Here is a 19,556-nt window from a genome sequence, read left to right on the forward strand (position 1 = left end):
GCGGGGAATGTCGGCGAGCTCTACGCTGACTCGCATGGCGACCAAGGCGGCAGCGGTGGAGCTGGAAGTCGGAGAGCGGACCGTGCGCGTCTCCAATCCGGACAAGGTGTACTTCCCCGAACCCGGCTACACCAAGCTCGACATGGTCAGCTACTACCTGGCCGTCGGCGACGGCATCACCCGCGCGCTGCGGGACCGGCCCACGACCCTGGAGCGCTACCCCGACGGAGTGACCGGCGAGTCCTTCTTCCAGAAGCGCGCCCCCAAATACCTCCCGGACTGGATCCCGACCGCGCACATCACCTTCCCCAGCGGCCGGTCGGCCGACGAGATGTGCCCGACCGAACCGGCGGCCGTCCTGTGGGCGGCCAACCTCGGCGCGGTCACCTTCCACCCGTGGCCGGTGCGGCGCGAGGACACCGACCACCCCGACGAGCTGCGGATCGACCTCGACCCCCAGCCCGGCACCGACTACGCCGACGCCGTACGCGCCGCCCACGAGCTGCGCGCCGTCCTGGACGAGCACGGCGTGCGCGGCTGGCCCAAGACCTCGGGCGGACGCGGGCTGCACGTCTTCGTGCCGATCGAGCCCCGCTGGACCTTCACCCAGGTCCGCCGCGCGGCCATCGCCTGCGGCCGCGAGCTGGAGCGCCGGATGCCGGAGCGCGTGACGATCAAGTGGTGGAAGGAGGAGCGCGGCGAGCGGATCTTCGTCGACTACAACCAGACGGCCCGCGACCGCACGATCGCCTCCGCCTACTCCGTGCGGCCCCGCCCGCACGCCCCGGTCTCCGCGCCGCTGAGTTGGGACGAGATCGACGACGCGACTCCGCGGGACTTCGACATCAGGACGATGCCGGCCCGGTACGCGGAGGTGGGCGACGTTCACGCCGACATGGACGACCACCGCTTCAGCCTGGAGAGCCTGCTGGAACTGGCCCGCCGTGACGAGGCGGACCACGGCCTCGGCGACCTGCCCTACCCGCCGGAGTACCCGAAGATGCCCGGCGAACCGAAGCGGGTCCAGCCGAGCAGGGCGAAGAAGGCCGACTGACGCGACCGCCGGGAAAAGCGGGCCCAGGGCGGCGGGAGAAGGCCCCCGGACGGCCCTGGGCGGGGCCGTGAGCACCCGCGCACCGGTGATCGCGAGGGGGTGGGCCGACCCCCTCGCCACCTTCCGGCGAACGGCCGTACGCGCCCTTTCGCGGGCTCGGCGAAACAGCCCCTGACCTGGGCTTTCATCGCGATTTCCCCTACCGTTCCCGGTACAGGAAAGGGGTGCCGGATGGACCGGAACATACGTGACGTCGACGATGTGCTGAAGCTCCTCGACGGGCTCTTCGCGAGGGAGGCCGACCGCTGGACCGCCGACGCGGCCGGCTGGTGGAACGGCTTCTACGGCGACCGCTCCAGAGCGGTGCCGTTCTTCGTCGCGAAGCCGGACGAGAGTCTCGTCTCCTGCCTCGAACGCGGGTGGGTGGCGCCCGGCGGCCGCGCCCTCGACCTGGGCTGCGGCCCGGGGCGCAACGCCCTGTATCTGGCGACCCAGGGCTTCGAGGTCGACGCCGTGGACCTCTCCGACGAAGCGATCACCTGGGCCCGGCAGCGCGTCCAGGAGGCGGGTGCCCAGGTGCGGTTCCACCACGGGGACGCCTTCGAGCTCGCCGGGAGCGCGCTCACCGGCCCGTACGACCTGATCGTCGACTCGGGCTGCTTCCACCATCTGCCGCCCCACCGTCGCGTCAGCTACCTCGCCCTGCTCGACCGGCTGCTCGCGCCCGGCGGGCACCTCGCCCTGACCTGCTTCGCGTCGGGCGCCATGGGTTCGGAGCTGCCCGACGCCGACTTCTACCGCGAGCCGGGCCTGCACGGTGGTCTCGCCTACACGCCGGAGTCCCTGCGCTGGATCTTCGCCGATCTGACGGAGGTCGAGCTGCGCCGCATGCGGGACGAGCCTGCCGACTCCCCGCACTTCGGCGAGGCGTTCCTGTGGACGGCCCTCTTCCGCCGGCCCGGGGCGGCGAACCCGCTGACCTGACCGCGCGCGGGCCCCGGGTCCGGAGGAGACTCGGAGACGTACCACCTCCCGGGGCCCCGAAGGAGCGCCACCATGCTCACGACGCGTTTCGTCACCGGCTCCCCGAACTGGATCGACCTCGGCACTCCGGACATCGACCGGGCGGCCGGCTTCTACCACGGCGTCTTCGGCTGGGACTTCGTCTCCGCGGGACCCGAGGCCGGCGGCTACGGGATGTTCCGCTCGGGCGATGCCACGGTCGCCGGAGGCATGACGGTCGAGCCCGGGCAGGGCGGCCCGCCCGCGTGGACGCTGTACTTCCAGTCGGCCGACGCCGACGCCACGGCACAGGCGGTCCAGGCGGGCGGCGGCACGGTCCTGTTCGAGCCGATGGACGTCATCGACCTCGGCCGCATGGCCGTCTTCGCGGACCCGGCGGGCGCCTGGTTCGCCACCTGGCAGCCCGGTAGGAACAAGGGCCTCGACCTCGTCGACGGCCCGAACTCGCTGACCTGGGCCGAGCTCCACACGCCGGACGTGGACGCGGCCGTCGCGTTCTACGGCTCCGTCTTCGGCCTGGAGACCTCCACCGTGCCGATGCCTGAGGGCAGCGGCTCGTACCTCGTGCTGAACCCGGCGGGGCAGGGGGAGGAAGCGATGTTCGGCGGTGTCGTCCCGCTCGGTCTCGACCCCGTCGAGGCCTCGGGCGGTCCGGCCTGGCTGCCCTACTTCGAGGTCCCCGACACCGCCGCGGCGGTGTCGGCGGCCGAGCGGCTCGGCGGCGCGGTGCGGCTCGCCCCGATCGCGATGGAGGGCGTCGGCCGCCTGGCGAAGCTCGCCGACCCGTTCGGCGCGCGCTTCGCGGTGATCACGAGCACCCCGGTCGAGGAGGCGGCATGACCTGCGGCGCGACGGCTCCCGGCACGTCCGGCGCGCCGCATTGATCGAACGTTGATGGACCGTTTACGGCCGAAGGGCAGCGTATCGGCCATGCAGAACGACACCACCGTGATGACCGCCCCGGCCGCACCCGACATGTCCTGGCAGGAGAACGCGCTGTGCGCCCAGACCGGGCCCGAGTTCTTCTTCCCGGCCCCCGGCTCCTCGACGCGCGAGGCGAAGCAGCTGTGCGGAGCGTGCGAAGGGCGGGTCGCCTGCCTCCAGTACGCGCTGGAGCACGACGAACGGTTCGGGGTGTGGGGCGGCCTCTCCGAGAAGGAGCGGGGTCGGCTGAAGCGCGCGGAAGGCGCCCGCCGTCACCTGCGTCCGTAAAGGGACGCGGGCGAGGGCGAGCGCCTTCATCAAGCCCCGGCACCTGACTCCTGACACCTGACTCCTGGCACCTGAGTCACGGCACTACTCCTGGCACCTGTCGGCGCCATCCCGTGGGCCCGTGGGGCCCCCGGTGGCGGGTCAGCCCGCCTTGCGGGCCTCCAGGCGTGCCTTGCGCGCCGCCAGCTTCTCGTCGAACTTCGAGGCCTCGCTGTCCAGGCCGTTCATGTACAGCCCCAGCTCCTCCTGGGCCTTCAGACCCTCCGGGCCGAGACCGTCGATCTGGAGCACCTTGAGGAAGCGCAGGACCGGCTGCAGCACGTCGTCGTGGTGGATGCGCATGTTGTAGATCTCGCCGATCGCCATCTGCGCCGCCGCCCGCTCGAAGCCCGGCATGCCGTGTCCCGGCATCCGGAAGTTCACCACGACGTCCCGCACGGCCTGCATCGTCAGGTCCGGGGCGATCTCGAAGGCCGCGCCCAGCAGGTTGCGGTAGAAGACCATGTGCAGGTTCTCGTCGGTGGCGATGCGCGCCAGCATCCGGTCGCAGACCGGGTCGCCGGACTGGTGGCCCGTGTTCCGGTGCGAGATGCGGGTGGCGAGTTCCTGGAAGGCGACGTACGCGACCGAGTGCAGCATCGAGTGCCGGTTGTCGGACTCGAAGCCCTCGCTCATGTGCGCCATCCGGAACTGCTCCAGCTTGTCCGGGTCCACGGCGCGCGACGCCAGGAGGTAGTCGCGCATCACGATGCCGTGACGGCCCTCCTCGGCGGTCCAGCGGTGCACCCAGGTGCCCCAGGCGCCGTCGCGGCCGAAGAGCGAGGCGATCTCGTGGTGGTAGCTGGGCAGGTTGTCCTCGGTGAGCAGGTTCACCACGAGGGCGATCTTGCCGATCTCGGTGACCTTGGACTGGGACGGCTCCCAGGCCTCGCCGTCCTCGAAGAACCCGGGGAAGTTCCGCCCGTCGGACCACGGGACGTACTCGTGCGGCATCCAGTCCTTGGTGACCTTGAGATGCCGGTTGAGCTCCTTCTCCACGACTTCTTCCAGCGCGTACAGCAGGCGGGCGTCGGTCCACCCGGTCGAGCTGCCGAGGTGGGGAGAAGTGAGCGTCACGAGGACTCCTGGGGACGGAGAAGGGGGGACGGAAAATACCTACGCATTCGTAGGTTACGAAACCGTAGGTTAAGGCCCCGTAAGGCGTCGGCCAAGCCCGTCTCGGCGATGTCCGGTTACGTTCCGTTATGTGTGCTGCTGGTGAGGTCGTACGGAGAGGCAGGTCACAGCCCCGGTGTGTCGGGGGTGTCGTGATCATGGCTACGCAGAGCAGGTGATCCACCACACCCGGCGCGGAGCGTGGAGAACACCGGAAGATCGCCTTCCACGGTCGGGATCCGGCCCCCGCGGCTCCCGGCCCGGAAAGCCGGGGAGCGGGGCCGCGGCCCGGCTCCCGTCACCCCTCACCGTCATCCGTCACCCGACGGGCGTCGCGCGAGCCCCGCGCCGTCACGCGCGTGGCATGCCCTCCCGCACCGCCTCCGCCGTCGCCGGCAGCAGCTCGCCGTCGAGCAGCAGCCAGCGGGTGATCCCGAGCGACTCCAGGAACGGGACGTCGTGGCTCGCCACGATCAGCGCCCCTTCGTACGCCTCCAGCGCCGCCGTCAGTTTCCGCACGGACGCCATGTCCAGGTTGTTGGTCGGCTCGTCCAGCATCAGCAGCTGCGGTGCCGGCTCGGCGAGGAGCAGCGCCGCCAGGGTCGCCCGGAAGCGCTCCCCGCCCGAGAGAGTGCCGGTCGGCTGATCCGCCCGCGCGCCCCGGAACAGGAACCGCGCGAGCCGCGCCCTGATGGTGTTCGCCGTCGCCTCCGGCGCGAACCGGGCGACGTTCTCCACCACGCTCAACTCGTCGTCGAGCACGTCGAGTCGCTGCGGCAGGAAGCGGAGCGGCACGTGCGTCACGACCTCGCCCGAGACCGGCTGCAGCTCCCCGGCGATCGTCCGCAGCAGGGTCGTCTTGCCGGCCCCGTTCCGCCCCACGAGCGCGATGCGCTCCGGCCCGCGCAGCTCGAACTCGCCGCCCACCCGGGAGCCGTAACGCAGTTCGAGCTCGCGCAGTGTCAGCACCCCGCGGCCCGGATGGACCGTGGTGCGCGGCAGCTCGATCCTGATCTCGTCGTCGTCCCGTACCGCCTCCTCCGCCACGTCCAGCCGCTCCCGCGCCTCGGCCAGCCGCTCGGGGTGCAGGGCGCGGTGCTTGCCCGCCGACACCTGCGCCGCGCTCCTGCGGTTGTTGGCGACGATCTTCGGCACCACCTTGTTCTGGGCGCTCTTCTGCGCGAACCGCTTGCGCTTCGCCAACTTGACCTGGGCGTCGGAGAGTTCCCGCTTCTGGCGCTGTACGTCGGCCTCCGCGACGCGCACCATCCGCTCCGCCGCGTCCTGTTCGGCCGCGAGCGCCTCCTCGTACGCGGAGTAGGCGCCGCCGTACCAGGTGACCTCGCCGTCGCGCAGATCGGCGATCTGGTCGACACGCTCCAGGAGTTGACGGTCGTGGCTCACCACGACCAGCACACCCGACCAGGCGTCCACCGCCTCGTAGAGCCGTGCGCGGGCGTGCAGATCGAGATTGTTGGTCGGCTCGTCGAGCAGCAGGATGTCCGGCCGGGCCAGCAGCAGCGCCGCGAGCCGCAGCAGGACCGACTCGCCGCCCGACACCTCGCCGATGGTCCGGTCGAGGCCGATGTGCCCGAGGCCCAGCTGGTCGAGGGTGGCGCGGGCCCGCTCCTCCACGTCCCAGTCGTCGCCGACCGCCGCGAAGTGCTCCTCGGCGGGATCGCCCGCCTCGATGGCGTGCAGCGCGGCCCGCGTCGCCGCGATGCCGAGGGCCTCGTCGACCCGCAGCGCGGTGTCGAGGACGAGGTTCTGCGGGAGGTAGCCGACCTCGCCGACCGTACGGATCGTGCCGTCGGCCGGTGTCAGCTCACCCGCGACGAGCTTGAGGAGCGTCGACTTTCCGGAGCCGTTCAGACCGATGAGGCCGGTCCGGCCGGGGCCGACCGCGAGCCGGAAGTCGTCCAGGACCTCGGTGCCGTCCGGCCACGAGAACGAGACGGACGAGCAGGTGATGAAAGTGGGATGGGTCGCCATGGGGGCCTCCCTGTTGCGAGAGCGTGGGCTGGGGCAACGGGTGAGACACCGGGGCGCGGGCAGGCAGAGGAAGCTCGTACGCCGAGGGCGAAGACGGCACACGCGGCATCAAAGGGCACGCGCGGCACGGTGTCTCGCATCCTCAGACGAGCAACGGCCTTCTCCGATCGGGCGACAACAGGGCCAGATCAGGACGGTACGCCCGGCGCGGGGCGGTACACAATCGATTTACGGGCGGGCCGGCGGACGGGGCGGGGAGCCGACGCGGAGCGCGCACTCGGGCCCGGCGGCGAAGGAGCGCTCTCCCGGCCGCGACCGCGGAGGTACGCGCTCAGTCGTCCAGGAGCTGGGCCAGGTCCTGGTCCCAGTCCAGGTACTGGTGCTCGCGCCCGGCCGGGACCAGATGCTGCGAACGCTCCAGGAAGTGCCGCAGCTCGGACGTCAGGACGTGCACCACGGCCACGCCCTCGGGCGCGTGGAACTCGACCACGGTCCGGTCGTAGCCGTACGGGCGGACCCGGACGTCCCCGAGCCCGGCCGGCCCGTCCACGCCCTCCGCGAGGAGTTCGCGCGAGAAGGCCCAGGACACCTCGACGCCCTCCAGCGTCGCGGGCGGCGGGAACGCCATGCTCACGGCGAAGGGGTCCTCGCGGTCGTACCGGAGTGTGGCGGGGACGGTTTCCATCCGGGGAGCGGATGCGACCAGACGGGCCTGCACGGCTTGCTCGATGACGGTGGACAAGGCCAGCTCCTGTCGCGCGGCTTCGGTTCGTGACGTCTCCCTGACACAAGGGAAGACGAACGAACGGGCCGGAACGTGCACTGGAGGGTGACGTGAGCTGTGTCACCGCGCGCGCCCGGGCCGAGGCACCCTGGACGGGGCCACCGGGGTGGACTAGCTTCCGGCGCCATGACGTCCAAGGGGAAGACGAGACGAACGATGTCGGTGGGGCTGAGCGGGGCGGCCCTCGCACTGGCCCTCACGGCCCCGGCGCACGGCGCGCCGCAGGCCGCGTCGCCACAAGCGCCGCGCGCGGCCTCGCCTGTGGCGTCGCAGGTCGCGGGGGGCGGGGCCGACTGGCAGCTGACCGAGACCGGCGTGGACGCCCGCTTCCGGGGTCTCGCGGCCGTCGACCGCAGGACCGCCTGGGCCGCGGGCTCGAAGGGGACGGTGCTGCGGACCACGGACGGCGGCCGGAGCTGGCGGAACGTGTCGCCGCCGGGAGCCGGGGAGCTGGAGCTCCGGGACGTGGAGGCGTTCGACGCCCGGCGCGCCGTGGTCCTCGCGATCGGGGAGGGCGAGGCGTCACGGGTCCTGCGCACGGACGACGGCGGGGCGACCTGGACGGAGTCCTTCCGCAACACCGACCCGCGGGCGTTCTACGACTGCATCACGTTCTTCGACCACCGCAACGGGCTCGCCATGAGCGACCCGGTGGACGGGAAGTACCGCATCCTGTCGACCCGCGACGGCGGACGTTCCTGGACGGTGCTCCCCGACAAGGGGATGCCGGCGGCGCTGCCGGGCGAGGCCGGGTTCGCCGCGAGCGGGCAGTGCCTGGTCTCCTCCGGACCCAAGGACGTCTGGCTGGCGACCGGCGGCGGCGCCACGGCCCGCGTGCTGCACTCCCGCGACCGGGGTCTGAACTGGACCGTCGCCGAGACGACCGTTCCGGCGGGCGATCCCGCGCGGGGCGTCTTCGGGCTCGCCTTCCGCGACCGTACGCACGGGATCGCGGTCGGCGGCGACTACCGCAAGGACCAGCCCTCGCCGCAGGCGGCCGCGGTCACCGGCGACGGCGGACGCCGCTGGAAGGCCGCTTCCGCCCCGCCGCCCGCCTACCGTTCCGGCGTCGCCTGGCTCCCGCACTCCTCCAGGGCCGCTCTCGCCGTCGGACCGACCGGAACGGACCTGACGACCGACGGCGGCCGCACCTGGCGGACCGTCGACACCGGCTCGTACGACACGGTCGACTGCACGCGGGACGGCGCGTGCTGGGCCTCCGGCGAGCAGGGCCGCATCGCCCGCCTCGGCCGGAGATAGCGGCCCCGGGGGTCCCAGGGGGACGGCGGATCAGGGCCGACGGATCAGGGCCGGTGGCTCAGAGCCCCGGCGCCGGTCCGTCGGACAGCCCCTACGCGGGCAGCTGCTCCCGGTACGGGGCGAGCGCGTCGGCCGTCTTGGTCGCGTAGAACTCGGTGATCCGGTAGGCGCACACGTCCTCGACGGTGAACGGGTCGGCCGCCACGATCTTCTCGATCTCCGCGCGGTCGACCCCGGCGGCGAGGATGATGCCGCCGTCGCGCGGGTTCTTCCGCCCGGAGGCGATGAACACACCGGCGGTGTACTGCGCGTCGAGCCACGCGACGTGCGCGTCGAGCAGCGCGTCCGCCCGCTCGACGGGGGCGGTATAGGTCAATTCCAGTACGAACATGATCGCCAGGCTACCCGCGGGCCGGCGGGCGACGGGAGAACAGCTCGCCTGTCGGACGGAGGGGCGCCGTAGGGTGGCCGTCATCATGACGATCATCGACGTTCCCGAGGGTTGGCCCACCGACGAGACCTCGGCCCGGGCCGTGCAGGGGGAGCTGCGGTCCCGGCTCGTCCTCGACGAGGCGGGACCGCAGCCCGGCACGGGGCATGTCACGGGGCTCGACGTCGCGTACGACGACGAGCGCGATCTCGTCGTCGCCGCGGCCGTCGTGCTCGACGCCCGGACCCACGACGTGGTGGAGGAGGCGACGGCGGTCGGCCGGGTGTCGTTCCCCTACGTCCCCGGTCTCCTCGCCTTCCGCGAGATCCCGACGGTGCTCGCCGCGCTCGCCTCGCTGACCGCCGACCCGGGGCTGCTCGTCTGCGACGGATACGGCCTCGCGCACCCGCGCCGCTTCGGCCTCGCGAGCCACCTCGGCGTGCTGACCGGACGCCCCTCGATCGGCGTCGCGAAGAACCCGTTCACCTTCTCCTACGACCCGCCCGGCCAGGCCCGCGGCGACGTCAGCCCCCTCGTGGCCGGTGCGGAGGAGGTCGGCCGCGCCCTGCGCACCCAGGCGGGGGTCAAACCCGTCTTCGTCTCCGTCGGCCACCGGGTCTCCCTCGACAACGCCTGCGCCCACACGCTGCTGCTCGCCCCGCGCTTTCGCCTCCCCGAGAGCACCCGCCACGCCGACTCCCTCTGCCGCCGCGCCCTGCGCGAAGCCCAGGGCGCCTAGGCCCTGTCGTCGAAATGGCCCCCTGCTCCCGACGCCTGGCACGGCACCTCGCCGCGTTGTCGGAGCCGCCCGAGTACGTCCAGTACGAGGGCGATCCTCCGCCTTGCGATGCACCGCGCCAGACGCCGCTCGCGGCCGGGAGCCATTTCGACGACCGGGCCTAGGGGGATGAGTAGACGACTGAGTACGCGTACGGATGGCGAGAATCGATCATGGACGGCAGGCTGGGATGCATGACATCCCCCGCAACCGCCCCGCCGCGCTCGGCCGACCGCGGCCTGATCATCCTGCTCGCCACCGCCGGGCTCGCCGCCCTGGCCTGGGTCTGCGCCATGGTCTACACCGTCGCCGCATGGGTGATCGCATGATCGGGAGCCTGCAGTGCGTCGTCCTGGACTGCACCGACGTCATGGAACTGGCCGGTTTCTACCAGAAGGTGCTGGGCGGTGAGATCAACCGGCCGGATCCCCAGTGGGCCGTCGGCGACGCCTGGGCCACCCTGCACGACGCGGCCGGCGCGCCGGTCCTCGCCTTCCAGGGCGTGGCCGACCACCAGCCGCCGGTCTGGGGCGCGCCCGAGCAGCAGTTCCACCTGGACATCCGCGTGACCGATCAGGACGCCGCCCACCACGCGGTGCTCGAGGCCGGGGCGTGGCTGCTCGACGACGGGGGCGGCGACCGGGCCTGGCGGATCTACGCGGACCCGGCCGGCCACCCCTTCTGTCTCGTACGCCACTGAGGCACACGCCCGGCGTCAGCCCCTGTACGCCACCCGGAAGCGGATACCGGCCTCCCGCAGCCGGCCGAGCAGGGCGTCACCCATGGCCACGGCCGTCGTGACCTGCCCCGAGGTCTTCGGCAGGTCGTCCAGGGCGAGGCAGAGCGCCGACTCGGCCAGGATCTTCGCCGTCTCGCCGTACCCGGGATCGCCGCCCGACACCTCCGTGAAGACGCGACGCCCACCGCCCTCGCCGACGAAGCGGACGGAGAACCAGCTGCGGGCGCGCCGCTCCGCGCTCGGGCCCTGGCCCGGCTCGTAACGGTCCATCATCCAGCGCCGTACGGGGGCCAGTTGGGCCGCGGCCACGCCCGCGCCGATCACGGCGGTGCCGCCGAGCGCCATCGGGAGCGTCTTGACCGACGCGTAGTGCCGGTAGCGGAAGTCGGGGCCGTACGACTCGAGCGCCCGCGCCGAACGCGACACCACCTGGGCGTCGATGGTCGGCAGCGGCAGCGCCCAGGTGCCGGTCTCCCCGCTGAAGCGCGGCCCGCCCAGCGGTGCGCGAGCCCGTCGGCCCACCAACCGCGGTTCGTACAGGCGGCGTTCGCGCGCGGCACGCATCATCTCCCGGCCGCGCCCCATCGCCGTCAGGGCCGACGCGAAGGTCCCGCCCGAGAAGACCGCACCGGCGCGCACGAAGCCGTCGATCCGCAGCGGCACGTCCTTCGGCAGCTGCTGGACGGTGAAGTACACGCCCAGGTCGTGGGGTACGGAGTCGAAGCCGCACGCGTGCACCAGGCGCGCCCCGGTCTCCCGGGCGCGTGCGTCGTACCGCACGTACATCTCGTCGACGAACTCCGACTCGCCGGTGAGGTCCACATAGTCCGTGCCGGCCTCCGCGCAGGCCGCGACCAGGCCCTCGCCGTACCAGACGTACGGACCCACGGTGGTGGCCACCACCCGTGTGGACGCGGCCAGTTCGCGTACCGCGTCCGCGTCGGCCGAGTCGGCGACCACCAGCGGAAGCTCGGCGCACCGCGGCCAGCGTGCCGCCAGCCGCTCACGCAGCGCCGTCAGCTTGTCGCGGCTGCGCCCGGCGAGTGCCCACCGGCACCCGGCCGGAGCGTACTCGGCCAGATACTCCGCGGTCAGCTCGCCCACGAACCCCGTCGCCCCGAAGAGGACGACGTCGTACGTCCGCTCGCTCGCGTCCCGCCCCGTGCCGTTCCCGGTCTCCATCCAGCCCCTCGCCTTCACCTACGGCTTCCCCTGCGACGGCGGAGCCTAGCGGTACCTCCCGCCGGTCCCGCCAGTGGTGGTCGCCGGGGTGATCCTGCGCAGGATCGGGATGCCCCTTCCCTCCGAGCGAATTTCCAAGCGCTTGCTCGGCCGGGGGGCTTGTGCGGAGTGGAACGTGTTCCTAGCATCACCGGTGTTACATCATTGGTGTCACATAGCTGGGGGCTTGATGGCGGCGACGACGGCAACGACCCGGAACGCCCGGAGCGGGCCGCTCACCGGGGTGCGTGTGGTGGAACTGGCGGGGATCGGGCCGGGGCCCTTCGCGGCCATGCTCCTCGCCGACCTCGGCGCCGACGTCGTACGGATCGACCGGCCCGGCGGGGCGGGGCTCGGCATCGACCCGGAGTACGACCTCACCAACCGCAACAAGCGCTCCGTCCTCGTCGACCTCAAGGCCGACGGCGGCCCCGAGACCGTCCTCGACCTCGTCGACAGGGCCGACATCCTGATCGAGGGCTATCGGCCCGGCGTCGCCGAGCGCCTCGGTGTCGGACCGGACGCCTGCCTCGCCCGCAACCCGAAGCTCGTCTACGGCCGGATGACCGGCTGGGGCCAGGACGGGCCTCTCGCGACGACCGCAGGACACGACATCGCGTACATCGCGATCACCGGCACCCTCGGCATGATCGGCCCCGACCCGGCAGGCCCGCCCACCGTCCCCGCCAACCTCGTCGGCGACTACGCCGGCGGCTCGCTCTACCTCGTCGTCGGCGTCCTCGCCGCGCTCCAGCACGCCCGCGCGCACGGTGAGGGCCAGGTCGTCGACGCGGCCATCGTCGACGGCACCGCCCACCTCGCGAGCATGATCCACGGGATGCTGGCGTCCGGCGGCTGGCAGGACCGGCGCGGCTCCAACCTGCTCGACGGCGGCTGCCCCTTCTACGGCACCTACGAGACCTCCGACGGGCAGTACATGGCCGTCGGCGCCCTGGAGCAGCAGTTCTACGACGAGTTCACGCGCCTCCTCGGCATCGAGGACCTCGCCCCCGCCCGACGGGACTTCGGACGGTGGGACGAGCTGCGCACGACCGTCGCCGCGCGCTTCCGGACCCGTACGCGCGAGGAATGGACCGCCGTCTTCGAGGGGACCGACGCCTGTGTGGCACCGGTCCTCTCCCTCCGTGAGGCCCCCGCCCACCCGCACCTCGCCGCCCGCGCCACCTTCGTCGAGCACGGCGGCCTCACCCAGCCCGCCCCCGCGCCCCGCTTCTCCGTCACCCCGGGCGCCGTCCGCACCGGACCCGCCACACCCGGCGCCGACACCGACGAGGTCGCCCGGGACTGGGCCGTACCCTCCCTGATCCGCGACGAAGCCCCTCAGGAGCCCGAAGCATGAAGCGCCAGCTCTACACCGCCGACCACGAGGCGTTCCGCGAGACCGTCCGTACCTTCCTCGCCAAGGAGGTGCTGCCCCACTACGAGCAGTGGGAGAAGGACGGCATCGTCGCGCGCGAGGCCTGGCGCGCCGCCGGACGGCAGGGGCTGCTCGGCCTCGCCGTCGACGAGGAGTACGGCGGCGGCGGCAACGCCGACTTCCGTTACAGCGCCGTCCTCGCCGAGGAGTTCACCCGGGCCGGGGCGCCGGGCATAGCCCTCGGCCTGCACAACGACATCATCGGCCCCTACCTCACCTCGCTCGCCACCGAGGAGCAGAAGCGCCGCTGGCTGCCCGGGTTCTGCACGGGCGAGCTGATCACCGCCATCGCGATGACCGAGCCGGGCGCGGGCTCCGACCTCCAGGGGATCCGCACCAGCGCCGAGGACCGCGGCGACCACTGGGTCCTGAACGGCTCCAAGACCTTCATCTCCAACGGCATCCTCGCCGACCTGGTGATCGTCGTCGCGAGGACGACCCCCGAAGGCGGCGCGCACGGGCTCTCGCTGCTGGTCGTCGAGCGCGGCGCGGAGGGGTTCGAGCGCGGCCGGAACCTCGACAAGATCGGCCAGAAGTCCCAGGACACGGCCGAACTGTTCTTCCACGACGTCAAGGTCCCCAAGGAGAACCTCCTCGGCGAACTCAACGGCGCCTTCGTCCACCTCATGACCAATCTCGCCCAGGAGCGGATGGCCATCGCCGTGGCCGGCATCGCCGCCGCCGAACACCTCCTGGAGATCACCACGCGGTACGTGAAGGAGCGCGAGGCCTTCGGGCGCCCGCTGGCCAGGCTCCAGCACATCCGCTTCGAGATCGCGGAGATGGCGACCGAGTGCGCCGTCACCCGTACGTTCCTCGACCGGTGCATCGTCGATCACTCGAACGGGGAACTCGACGCGGTCCACGCCTCGATGGCCAAGTGGTGGGCCACCGAGCTGCAGAAGCGGGTCGCGGACCGCTGTCTGCAACTGCACGGGGGATACGGCTACATGGCCGAATTCCCCGTCGCCCGTGCGTTCACCGACGGCCGCATCCAGACCATCTACGGCGGGACGACCGAGATCATGAAGGAGATCATCGGACGTTCCCTCCTCGGCTGACCCCTCTTCCCCACCCTCATCGCCGAATCGTTGAAAGGCTTCTCGTGAGCACCGAAGCGTACGTGTACGACGCGATCCGCACTCCGCGCGGCCGCGGCAAGGCCAACGGCGCCCTGCACGGCACCAAGCCCATCGACCTGGTCGTCGGACTCATCCACGAGATCCGCGACCGCTTCCCCAGTCTCGACCCGGCCGCCGTCGACGACATCGTCCTCGGCGTCGTCGGCCCGGTCGGCGACCAGGGCTCCGACATCGCCCGCATCGCCGCCATCGCCGCGGGCCTGCCCGACACCGTCGCGGGCGTCCAGGAGAACCGCTTCTGCGCCTCCGGTCTCGAAGCCGTCAACATGGCCGCGATGAAGGTCCGCTCGGGCTGGGAGGACCTCGTCCTCGCCGGTGGCGTCGAGTCCATGTCCCGCGTCCCGATGGCCTCCGACGGCGGCGCCTGGTTCGCCGACCCGATGACCAACTACGAGACCGGCTTCGTGCCCCAGGGCATCGGCGCCGACCTCATCGCCACCATCGAGGGCTTCTCCCGCCGCGACGTCGACGAGTACGCCGCGCTCTCCCAGGAGCGCGCCGCGGCCGCCTGGAAGGACGGCCGCTTCGACCGGTCCGTCGTCCCCGTCAAGGACCGGCACAGCGGCCTGGTCGTCCTCGACCACGACGAGCACATGCGCCCCGGCACCACCGCCGACTCGCTCGCCTCCCTCAAGCCCTCCTTCGCCGCCATCGGCGACATGGGCGGCTTCGACGCGGTCGCGCTGCAGAAGTACCACTGGGTGGAGAAGATCGACCACGTCCACCACGCCGGCAACTCCTCCGGCATCGTCGACGGCGCCTCGCTCGTCGCCATCGGCTCCCGTGAGGTCGGTGAGCGGTACGGGCTGACCCCGCGCGCCCGGATCGTCGCCGCCGCCGTCTCCGGCTCCGAGCCGACCATCATGCTCACCGGGCCCGCGCCCGCCACCCGCAAGGCGCTCGCCAAGGCCGGCCTGACGATGGACGACATCGACCTGGTCGAGATCAACGAGGCCTTCGCGGGCGTCGTGCTCCGCTTCGTCAAGGACATGGGCATCAGCCTCGACAAGGTCAACGTCAATGGCGGAGCGATCGCGCTCGGCCACCCGCTCGGCGCGACCGGCGCGATGATCCTCGGCACCCTCATCGACGAGCTGGAGCGCCAGGACAAGCGCTACGGCCTGGCCACGCTGTGCGTCGGCGGCGGCATGGGCATCGCCACGATCGTCGAGCGCGTCTGACCGTCCCTCCCGCCACCGGACTTCACCAGCCTTACGGAGATGCAGCAATGAGCCAGAGCACCACCATCCGCTGGGAGCAGGACGAGACCGGCGTCGTCACCCTCGTCCTGGACGACCCCAACCAGTCCGCGAACACCATGAACCAGGCGTTCAAGGACTCCATCGCGGCGATCGCCGACCGCGCCGAGGCCGAGAAGGACTCCATCCGCGGCATCATCTACACCTCCGCGAAGAAGACCTTCTTCGCGGGCGGCGACCTGAAGGACATGATCCGGCTGCGCCCGGAGGACGCGCGGATCGCCTTCGACACCGGCACCGAGATCAAGCGCTCGCTGCGCCGGATCGAGACCCTCGGCAAGCCGGTCGTCGCCGCCATCAACGGAGCGGCGCTCGGCGGCGGTTACGAGATCGCCCTCGCCTCCCACCACCGCGTCGCGCTCGACGCCCCCGGCTCCAAGATCGGCCTGCCCGAGGTCACCCTCGGTCTCCTCCCGGCGGGCGGCGGTGTCACCCGTACCGTACGCCTCATGGGCATCGCCGACGCCCTGCTGAAGGTGCTGCTCCAGGGCACCCAGTACTCCCCGCAGCGGGCGCTGGAGAACGGGCTGGTCCACGCGGTGGCGGCCACGCCCGAGGAGATGCTGGCCCAGGCGCGCGCCTTCATCGACGCGCACCCGGAGTCGCAGCAGCCCTGGGACGTCAAGGGCTACAAGATCCCCGGCGGCACCCCGTCGAACCCGCGGTTCGCCGCCAACCTGCCGGCCTTCCCGGCCAACCTGAAGAAGCAGCTGGCCGGCGCGCCCTACCCGGCCCCGCGCAACATCCTCGCCTGCGCCGTCGAAGGCTCCCAGGTCGACTTCGAGACCGCGCTGACCATCGAGGCCCGCTACTTCACCGAGCTGGTCACCGGCCAGACGGCGAAGAACATGATCCAGGCCTTCTTCTTCGACCTCCAGGCCGTCAACTCCGGCGCCAACCGCCCCCAGGGCATCGAGCCGCGCCCCGTCCGCAAGGTCGCCGTCCTCGGCGCGGGCATGATGGGCGCCGGCATCGCGTACTCCTGCGCCCGCGCGGGCATCGAAGTCGTCCTCAAGGACGTCACGGCGGACGCGGCGGCCAAGGGGAAGGGCTACTCCGAGAAGCTGTGCGCCAAGGCCGTCTCCCGGGGGCGCACCACCCAGGAGAAGGCGGACGAGCTGCTCGCCCGGATCACCCCGACCGGCGACCCGGCCGACCTGGCCGGCTGCGACGCCGTGATCGAGGCCGTCTTCGAGGACACCGCGCTCAAGCACAAGGTCTTCGAGGAGATCCAGGACGTCGTCGAGCCGGACGCGCTGCTCTGCTCCAACACCTCGACGCTGCCGATCACCGTGCTCGCCGAAGGGGTCTCCCGCCCGGACGACTTCATCGGACTGCACTTCTTCTCGCCGGTCGACAAGATGCCGCTGGTGGAGATCATCAAGGGCGAGCGCACCGGCGACGAGGCCCTGGCCCGCGCCTTCGACCTGGTACGGCAGATCAAGAAGACCCCGATCGTCGTCAACGACTCGCGCGGCTTCTTCACCTCCCGGGTGATCGGCCAGTTCATCAACGAGGGCGTGGCGATGGTCGGCGAGGGCGCCGACCCGGCCTCGGTCGAGCAGGCGGCCGCGCAGGCCGGCTACCCGGCCAAGGTGCTCTCCCTGATGGACGAGCTGACCCTCACGCTGCCCCGGAAGATCCGCAACGAGACCCGGCGCGCGGTCGAGGAGGCCGGCGGCACCTGGGCCGGGCACCCCTCGGACGCGGTGATCGACCGGATGGTGGACGAGTTCGGGCGTACGGGACGCAGCGGCGGCGCGGGCTTCTACGCGTACGACGAGAGCGGCAAGCGGATCGGCCTCTGGCCCGGCCTGCGCGAGCACTTCACCCGGGCCGACGTCGAGATCCCCTTCGAGGACATGAAGGAGCGGATGCTCTTCTCCGAGGCGCTGGACTCGGTCCGCTGCCTGGAGGAGAACGTCCTCATCTCGGTCGCCGACGCCAACATCGGCTCCATCATGGGGATCGGCTTCCCGGCCTGGACCGGTGGTGTGCTCCAGTACATCAACGGCTACGAGGGCGGGCTTCCCGGTTTCGTGGCACGCGCGCGTGAGCTGGCGGAGAAGTACGGGGACCGCTTCCTGCCGCCGGCGCTGCTGGTGGAGAAGGCGGAGCGGGGCGAGGTGTTCACGGACTCCTGAAAGCCGTCCGCAGCTCCTCGCTGAGGGAGCGCTGGAAGGCGGTGACGAGGGCCTGGATCACCATCGGCTGCATGTGCGCGGAGAGCGACTTCATTGCGGCGAGGTGGTCCGGGTCCTCGGCGCTCTCCCGGTAGGGGTTCCAGACCTCCTCCCGGAAGAGCCGGGACAACTCCTGGGCCGCCAGGCGGGCGTGCTCCAGGAGGACGGTGCGGGAGGCGAGGATCGTCTCGTGCGCGATGGGCACGTCGAGCAGCTCGACGCCGAGCCGCAGCAGCGAGGCGTCGAGGCGGAAGACGTCCGGGTCGGCGCCCTTGTCGAGGACCCCCATGGCGGCGAGGCGGTCGACGTCCTCGTCGGCGAGGGCCCGCCCGGCGCGCCGCTCCAGCTCGCGCCGGGTGATCTCCTCGGCGGACTCGGGCGCCCAGGCGGCGACCAGGGCCCGGTGGACGGCGAGGTCGCGCTCGCTGAGGTCCGGCGGCAGCTGGTGCAGGTAGCGTTCGATCGCGGCGAGGGTCATCCCCTGGCGCTGGAGCTCCTCGATCAGGGCCAGGCGGGAGAGGTGGCCGGGCCCGTAGTGCCCGACCCGGCGCGGACCGATGACAGGCGGCGGCAGCAGCCCCTTGGTGCCGTAGAAGCGGACGGTCCGCACGGTGACGCCGGCCCGGGCCGCCAGCTCGTCGACGGTGAACGTCGGCGCGCCATCGCGCTGCTCCGGCCGGTCGGGCTGTTCGGGCTGCGCCTCGGTCTCGGTGGCCATCTGAGGTGCCTCGCTTCCGGTGCCGTCGCCTCGGTGCAACAGTATTGCTGTCTCATCAGTGTTGTAAAAGGCCGCGCGCGAGGTCGCTCCGCGGCTCCGGGCGATGTCGGGGCGGGTGGACGCCGCCCGCGCACATGGCCGATCATGGCGTGATGTCGCTCCGCATGTACGAGACCGATCTGTTCGAGAGCTCCAGGGGCCGTCTGGAGGCCATCGCCTACCGGCTGTTGGGATCGGCCGGTGACGCCGAGGACGCGGTGCAGGACACGTTCCTGCGGTGGCACGCGGCGGACCGGGAACGGATCGAGACGCCCGAGGCGTGGCTGACGAAGGTGCTCACCAACCTCTGCCTCAACCAGCTCACCTCCGCGCGGGCCAGGCGGGAGACCTATGTCGGGCAGTGGCTCCCGGAGCCGGTCCTCGCCGGTGACCGGATGCTCGGCCCGGCCGACACCGTCGAGCAGCGCGAGTCGGTCTCCATCGCGATGCTCACCCTCATGGAGCGGCTGTCGCCCAACGAACGCGTGGTGTACGTGCTGCGCGAGGCGTTCGGGTACGCGCACCGTGAGATCGCGGAGATCCTCGACCTCACCGAGGCGAACTGCCAGCAGATCTACCGGCGCGCCAAGCAGCACCTCTCCACCGACCGGGCCCGTACCGAGGTCGACGCGGCCGCCGCGCGGAAGGTCGTCGAGGAGTTCCTCGCCGCGGCGCTCAGCGGTGACACCGAGCCGCTGATCCGGCTGCTGACCGACGACGCGGTCAGCGTGGCCGACGGCGGCCCGCGGGTTCCGGCCCGCCGGGCCCCGGTCGTCGGCGCGCTCGGGATCGCGCGGTACCTACGGGGTCTGTTCCGGCCGGCCGATCACAAGCGCGCCATCGTCGGCGGCCGGCCGGCGTTCCACTCCGCCGTCGTCAACGGCGGACCCGCCGTGCTGGTGGCGGTCGGCGAGCGGGTCGTCGGCGTCCTCTCCCTCGACACGGCCCCCGGCGGCGTCGGGGCGCTCCACATCCAGGTCAACCCCGACAAGCTGGAACGCATCACGCGCCAGTGGGCGGCCGACGGCCCCCATCGCCCCCTCGCGGAGATGTGGTGACCCACGTCACACCCGGGGGTTGTCAGGGATCGCAGGGCTGTCCGGTTCAGGAGGTGAGTCCCACCGGATAG

19 protein-coding genes are annotated in these 19,556 nt (G+C 71.9%); 13 read left to right on the top strand and 6 right to left on the bottom strand.

Annotated features, from left to right (window positions below; genetic code table 11):
• Positions 1 to 34 precede the first annotated feature (34 nt).
• The 4 genes from ligD to M5362_RS08830 all read left to right on the top strand — a co-directional run bounded on the left by ligD (position 35) and on the right by M5362_RS08830 (position 3,289).
• Positions 35 to 1,054: a non-homologous end-joining DNA ligase gene (ligD, locus tag M5362_RS08815; RefSeq protein ID WP_260226815.1), complete on the top strand. Its 1,020-nt coding sequence runs from the start codon at positions 35 to 37 to the stop codon at positions 1,052 to 1,054.
• 231 nt (positions 1,055 to 1,285) lie between these two features.
• Complete coding sequence (locus M5362_RS08820; protein WP_260226816.1) at positions 1,286 to 2,038, top strand: cyclopropane-fatty-acyl-phospholipid synthase family protein; 753 nt, start codon at positions 1,286 to 1,288, stop codon at positions 2,036 to 2,038.
• Between the two features lie 72 nt (positions 2,039 to 2,110).
• Positions 2,111 to 2,917 (top strand): VOC family protein, encoded by an 807-nt coding sequence (locus M5362_RS08825; RefSeq protein ID WP_260226817.1) that lies wholly within the window; start codon positions 2,111 to 2,113, stop codon positions 2,915 to 2,917.
• A gap of 90 nt (positions 2,918 to 3,007) precedes the next feature.
• Positions 3,008 to 3,289: a WhiB family transcriptional regulator gene (locus M5362_RS08830; RefSeq protein WP_260226818.1), complete on the top strand. Its 282-nt coding sequence runs from the start codon at positions 3,008 to 3,010 to the stop codon at positions 3,287 to 3,289.
• Positions 3,290 to 3,430: 141 nt separating this feature from the next.
• Here M5362_RS08830 and M5362_RS08835 read toward each other — a convergent pair whose 3' ends face one another.
• The 3 genes from M5362_RS08835 to M5362_RS08845 form a co-directional block, all read right to left on the bottom strand.
• The gene (locus tag M5362_RS08835) at positions 3,431 to 4,405 is read right to left on the bottom strand and encodes an acyl-ACP desaturase (protein WP_260226819.1); all 975 of its coding nucleotides are present in this window, start codon (positions 4,403 to 4,405) and stop codon (positions 3,431 to 3,433) included.
• A gap of 390 nt (positions 4,406 to 4,795) precedes the next feature.
• A complete protein-coding gene (locus M5362_RS08840) occupies positions 4,796 to 6,436 on the bottom strand; it encodes an ABC-F family ATP-binding cassette domain-containing protein (RefSeq protein ID WP_260226820.1) in 1,641 nt (546 codons plus the stop codon).
• 331 nt (positions 6,437 to 6,767) lie between these two features.
• On the bottom strand, positions 6,768 to 7,178 hold the full coding sequence (locus M5362_RS08845) for an SsgA family sporulation/cell division regulator (RefSeq protein ID WP_260226821.1): 411 nt from the start codon (positions 7,176 to 7,178) through the stop codon (positions 6,768 to 6,770).
• A gap of 168 nt (positions 7,179 to 7,346) precedes the next feature.
• Here M5362_RS08845 and M5362_RS08850 point away from each other — a divergent pair, with 168 nt between their 5' ends.
• Positions 7,347 to 8,480, top strand: a complete 1,134-nt coding sequence (locus tag M5362_RS08850; RefSeq protein WP_374214428.1) for a WD40/YVTN/BNR-like repeat-containing protein — start codon at positions 7,347 to 7,349, stop codon at positions 8,478 to 8,480.
• Between the two features lie 91 nt (positions 8,481 to 8,571).
• Here M5362_RS08850 and M5362_RS08855 read toward each other — a convergent pair whose 3' ends face one another.
• The gene (locus M5362_RS08855) at positions 8,572 to 8,871 is read right to left on the bottom strand and encodes a YciI family protein (RefSeq protein WP_260226822.1); all 300 of its coding nucleotides are present in this window, start codon (positions 8,869 to 8,871) and stop codon (positions 8,572 to 8,574) included.
• An 85-nt stretch (positions 8,872 to 8,956) separates the two neighbouring features.
• Here M5362_RS08855 and M5362_RS08860 point away from each other — a divergent pair, with 85 nt between their 5' ends.
• From M5362_RS08860 to M5362_RS08870, 3 genes are all read left to right on the top strand, one after another.
• Positions 8,957 to 9,649, top strand: coding sequence for an endonuclease V (locus tag M5362_RS08860; RefSeq protein WP_260226823.1), 693 nt, complete (start codon positions 8,957 to 8,959; stop codon positions 9,647 to 9,649).
• A gap of 233 nt (positions 9,650 to 9,882) precedes the next feature.
• The gene (mmpA, locus tag M5362_RS08865; RefSeq protein ID WP_260226824.1) at positions 9,883 to 10,017 is read left to right on the top strand and encodes a morphogenic membrane protein MmpA; all 135 of its coding nucleotides are present in this window, start codon (positions 9,883 to 9,885) and stop codon (positions 10,015 to 10,017) included.
• Positions 10,014 to 10,388, top strand: coding sequence for a VOC family protein (locus tag M5362_RS08870; RefSeq protein WP_260227151.1), 375 nt, complete (start codon positions 10,014 to 10,016; stop codon positions 10,386 to 10,388). The genes mmpA and M5362_RS08870 overlap by 4 nt, the downstream gene beginning before the upstream one ends.
• 15 nt (positions 10,389 to 10,403) lie before the next feature.
• On the opposite strand, the gene M5362_RS08875 is transcribed toward M5362_RS08870, so the two are convergent.
• Complete coding sequence (locus tag M5362_RS08875) at positions 10,404 to 11,609, bottom strand: trans-acting enoyl reductase family protein (RefSeq protein WP_260226825.1); 1,206 nt, start codon at positions 11,607 to 11,609, stop codon at positions 10,404 to 10,406.
• Between the two features lie 229 nt (positions 11,610 to 11,838).
• Here M5362_RS08875 and M5362_RS08880 point away from each other — a divergent pair, with 229 nt between their 5' ends.
• Genes M5362_RS08880 through M5362_RS08895 form a run of 4 tightly spaced genes read left to right on the top strand, consistent with a single transcriptional unit; the run spans position 11,839 to position 17,631 of the window.
• Positions 11,839 to 13,008 carry a CaiB/BaiF CoA-transferase family protein gene (locus M5362_RS08880; RefSeq protein ID WP_260226826.1) on the top strand — a complete coding sequence of 390 codons (1,170 nt, stop codon included), beginning with the start codon at positions 11,839 to 11,841 and terminating at the stop codon, positions 13,006 to 13,008.
• Positions 13,005 to 14,147, top strand: coding sequence for an acyl-CoA dehydrogenase family protein (locus M5362_RS08885; RefSeq protein WP_260226827.1), 1,143 nt, complete (start codon positions 13,005 to 13,007; stop codon positions 14,145 to 14,147). The genes M5362_RS08880 and M5362_RS08885 overlap by 4 nt, the downstream gene beginning before the upstream one ends.
• A gap of 44 nt (positions 14,148 to 14,191) precedes the next feature.
• On the top strand, positions 14,192 to 15,409 hold the full coding sequence (locus tag M5362_RS08890) for an acetyl-CoA C-acetyltransferase (protein WP_260226828.1): 1,218 nt from the start codon (positions 14,192 to 14,194) through the stop codon (positions 15,407 to 15,409).
• Between the two features lie 47 nt (positions 15,410 to 15,456).
• The gene (locus M5362_RS08895; RefSeq protein ID WP_260226829.1) at positions 15,457 to 17,631 is read left to right on the top strand and encodes a 3-hydroxyacyl-CoA dehydrogenase NAD-binding domain-containing protein; all 2,175 of its coding nucleotides are present in this window, start codon (positions 15,457 to 15,459) and stop codon (positions 17,629 to 17,631) included.
• Here the strand turns inward: M5362_RS08895 and M5362_RS08900 are convergent.
• Positions 17,618 to 18,388, bottom strand: coding sequence for a MerR family transcriptional regulator (locus M5362_RS08900; RefSeq protein ID WP_260226830.1), 771 nt, complete (start codon positions 18,386 to 18,388; stop codon positions 17,618 to 17,620). The two genes, M5362_RS08895 and M5362_RS08900, sit on opposite strands and share 14 nt — an antisense overlap.
• Positions 18,389 to 18,540: 152 nt before the next feature.
• On the opposite strand from M5362_RS08900, the gene sigJ reads away from it, so the two are divergent.
• Complete coding sequence (gene sigJ / locus M5362_RS08905) at positions 18,541 to 19,485, top strand: RNA polymerase sigma factor SigJ (RefSeq protein ID WP_260226831.1); 945 nt, start codon at positions 18,541 to 18,543, stop codon at positions 19,483 to 19,485.
• Positions 19,486 to 19,556 lie beyond the last annotated feature (71 nt).

Origin of the sequence: Streptomyces sp. Je 1-79 (assembly GCF_025195125.1) — a bacterium.
In the GTDB taxonomy this organism is placed as follows: Bacteria; Actinomycetota; Actinomycetes; order Streptomycetales; family Streptomycetaceae; genus Streptomyces.

Bases quoted from the DNA above. Each gene is read 5' to 3' on its own strand.
- M5362_RS08880 (WP_260226826.1), top strand. From the start codon at position 11,839: ATGGCGGCGACGACGGCAACGACCCGGAACGCCCGGAGCGGGCCGCTC.
- M5362_RS08825 (WP_260226817.1), top strand. From the start codon at position 2,111: ATGCTCACGACGCGTTTCGTCACCGGCTCCCCGAACTGGATCGACCTC.
- M5362_RS08850 (WP_374214428.1), top strand. From the start codon at position 7,347: ATGACGTCCAAGGGGAAGACGAGACGAACGATGTCGGTGGGGCTGAGC.
- sigJ (WP_260226831.1), top strand. From the start codon at position 18,541: ATGTCGCTCCGCATGTACGAGACCGATCTGTTCGAGAGCTCCAGGGGC.
- M5362_RS08885 (WP_260226827.1), top strand. From the start codon at position 13,005: ATGAAGCGCCAGCTCTACACCGCCGACCACGAGGCGTTCCGCGAGACC.
- M5362_RS08830 (WP_260226818.1), top strand. From the start codon at position 3,008: ATGCAGAACGACACCACCGTGATGACCGCCCCGGCCGCACCCGACATG.
- M5362_RS08855 (WP_260226822.1), bottom strand. From the start codon at position 8,871: ATGTTCGTACTGGAATTGACCTATACCGCCCCCGTCGAGCGGGCGGAC.
- ligD (WP_260226815.1), top strand. From the start codon at position 35: ATGGCGACCAAGGCGGCAGCGGTGGAGCTGGAAGTCGGAGAGCGGACC.
- M5362_RS08820 (WP_260226816.1), top strand. From the start codon at position 1,286: ATGGACCGGAACATACGTGACGTCGACGATGTGCTGAAGCTCCTCGAC.
- mmpA (WP_260226824.1), top strand. From the start codon at position 9,883: ATGACATCCCCCGCAACCGCCCCGCCGCGCTCGGCCGACCGCGGCCTG.
- M5362_RS08860 (WP_260226823.1), top strand. From the start codon at position 8,957: ATGACGATCATCGACGTTCCCGAGGGTTGGCCCACCGACGAGACCTCG.
- M5362_RS08870 (WP_260227151.1), top strand. From the start codon at position 10,014: ATGATCGGGAGCCTGCAGTGCGTCGTCCTGGACTGCACCGACGTCATG.
- M5362_RS08840 (WP_260226820.1), bottom strand. From the start codon at position 6,436: ATGGCGACCCATCCCACTTTCATCACCTGCTCGTCCGTCTCGTTCTCG.
- M5362_RS08875 (WP_260226825.1), bottom strand. From the start codon at position 11,609: ATGGAGACCGGGAACGGCACGGGGCGGGACGCGAGCGAGCGGACGTAC.
- M5362_RS08895 (WP_260226829.1), top strand. From the start codon at position 15,457: ATGAGCCAGAGCACCACCATCCGCTGGGAGCAGGACGAGACCGGCGTC.
- M5362_RS08900 (WP_260226830.1), bottom strand. From the start codon at position 18,388: ATGGCCACCGAGACCGAGGCGCAGCCCGAACAGCCCGACCGGCCGGAG.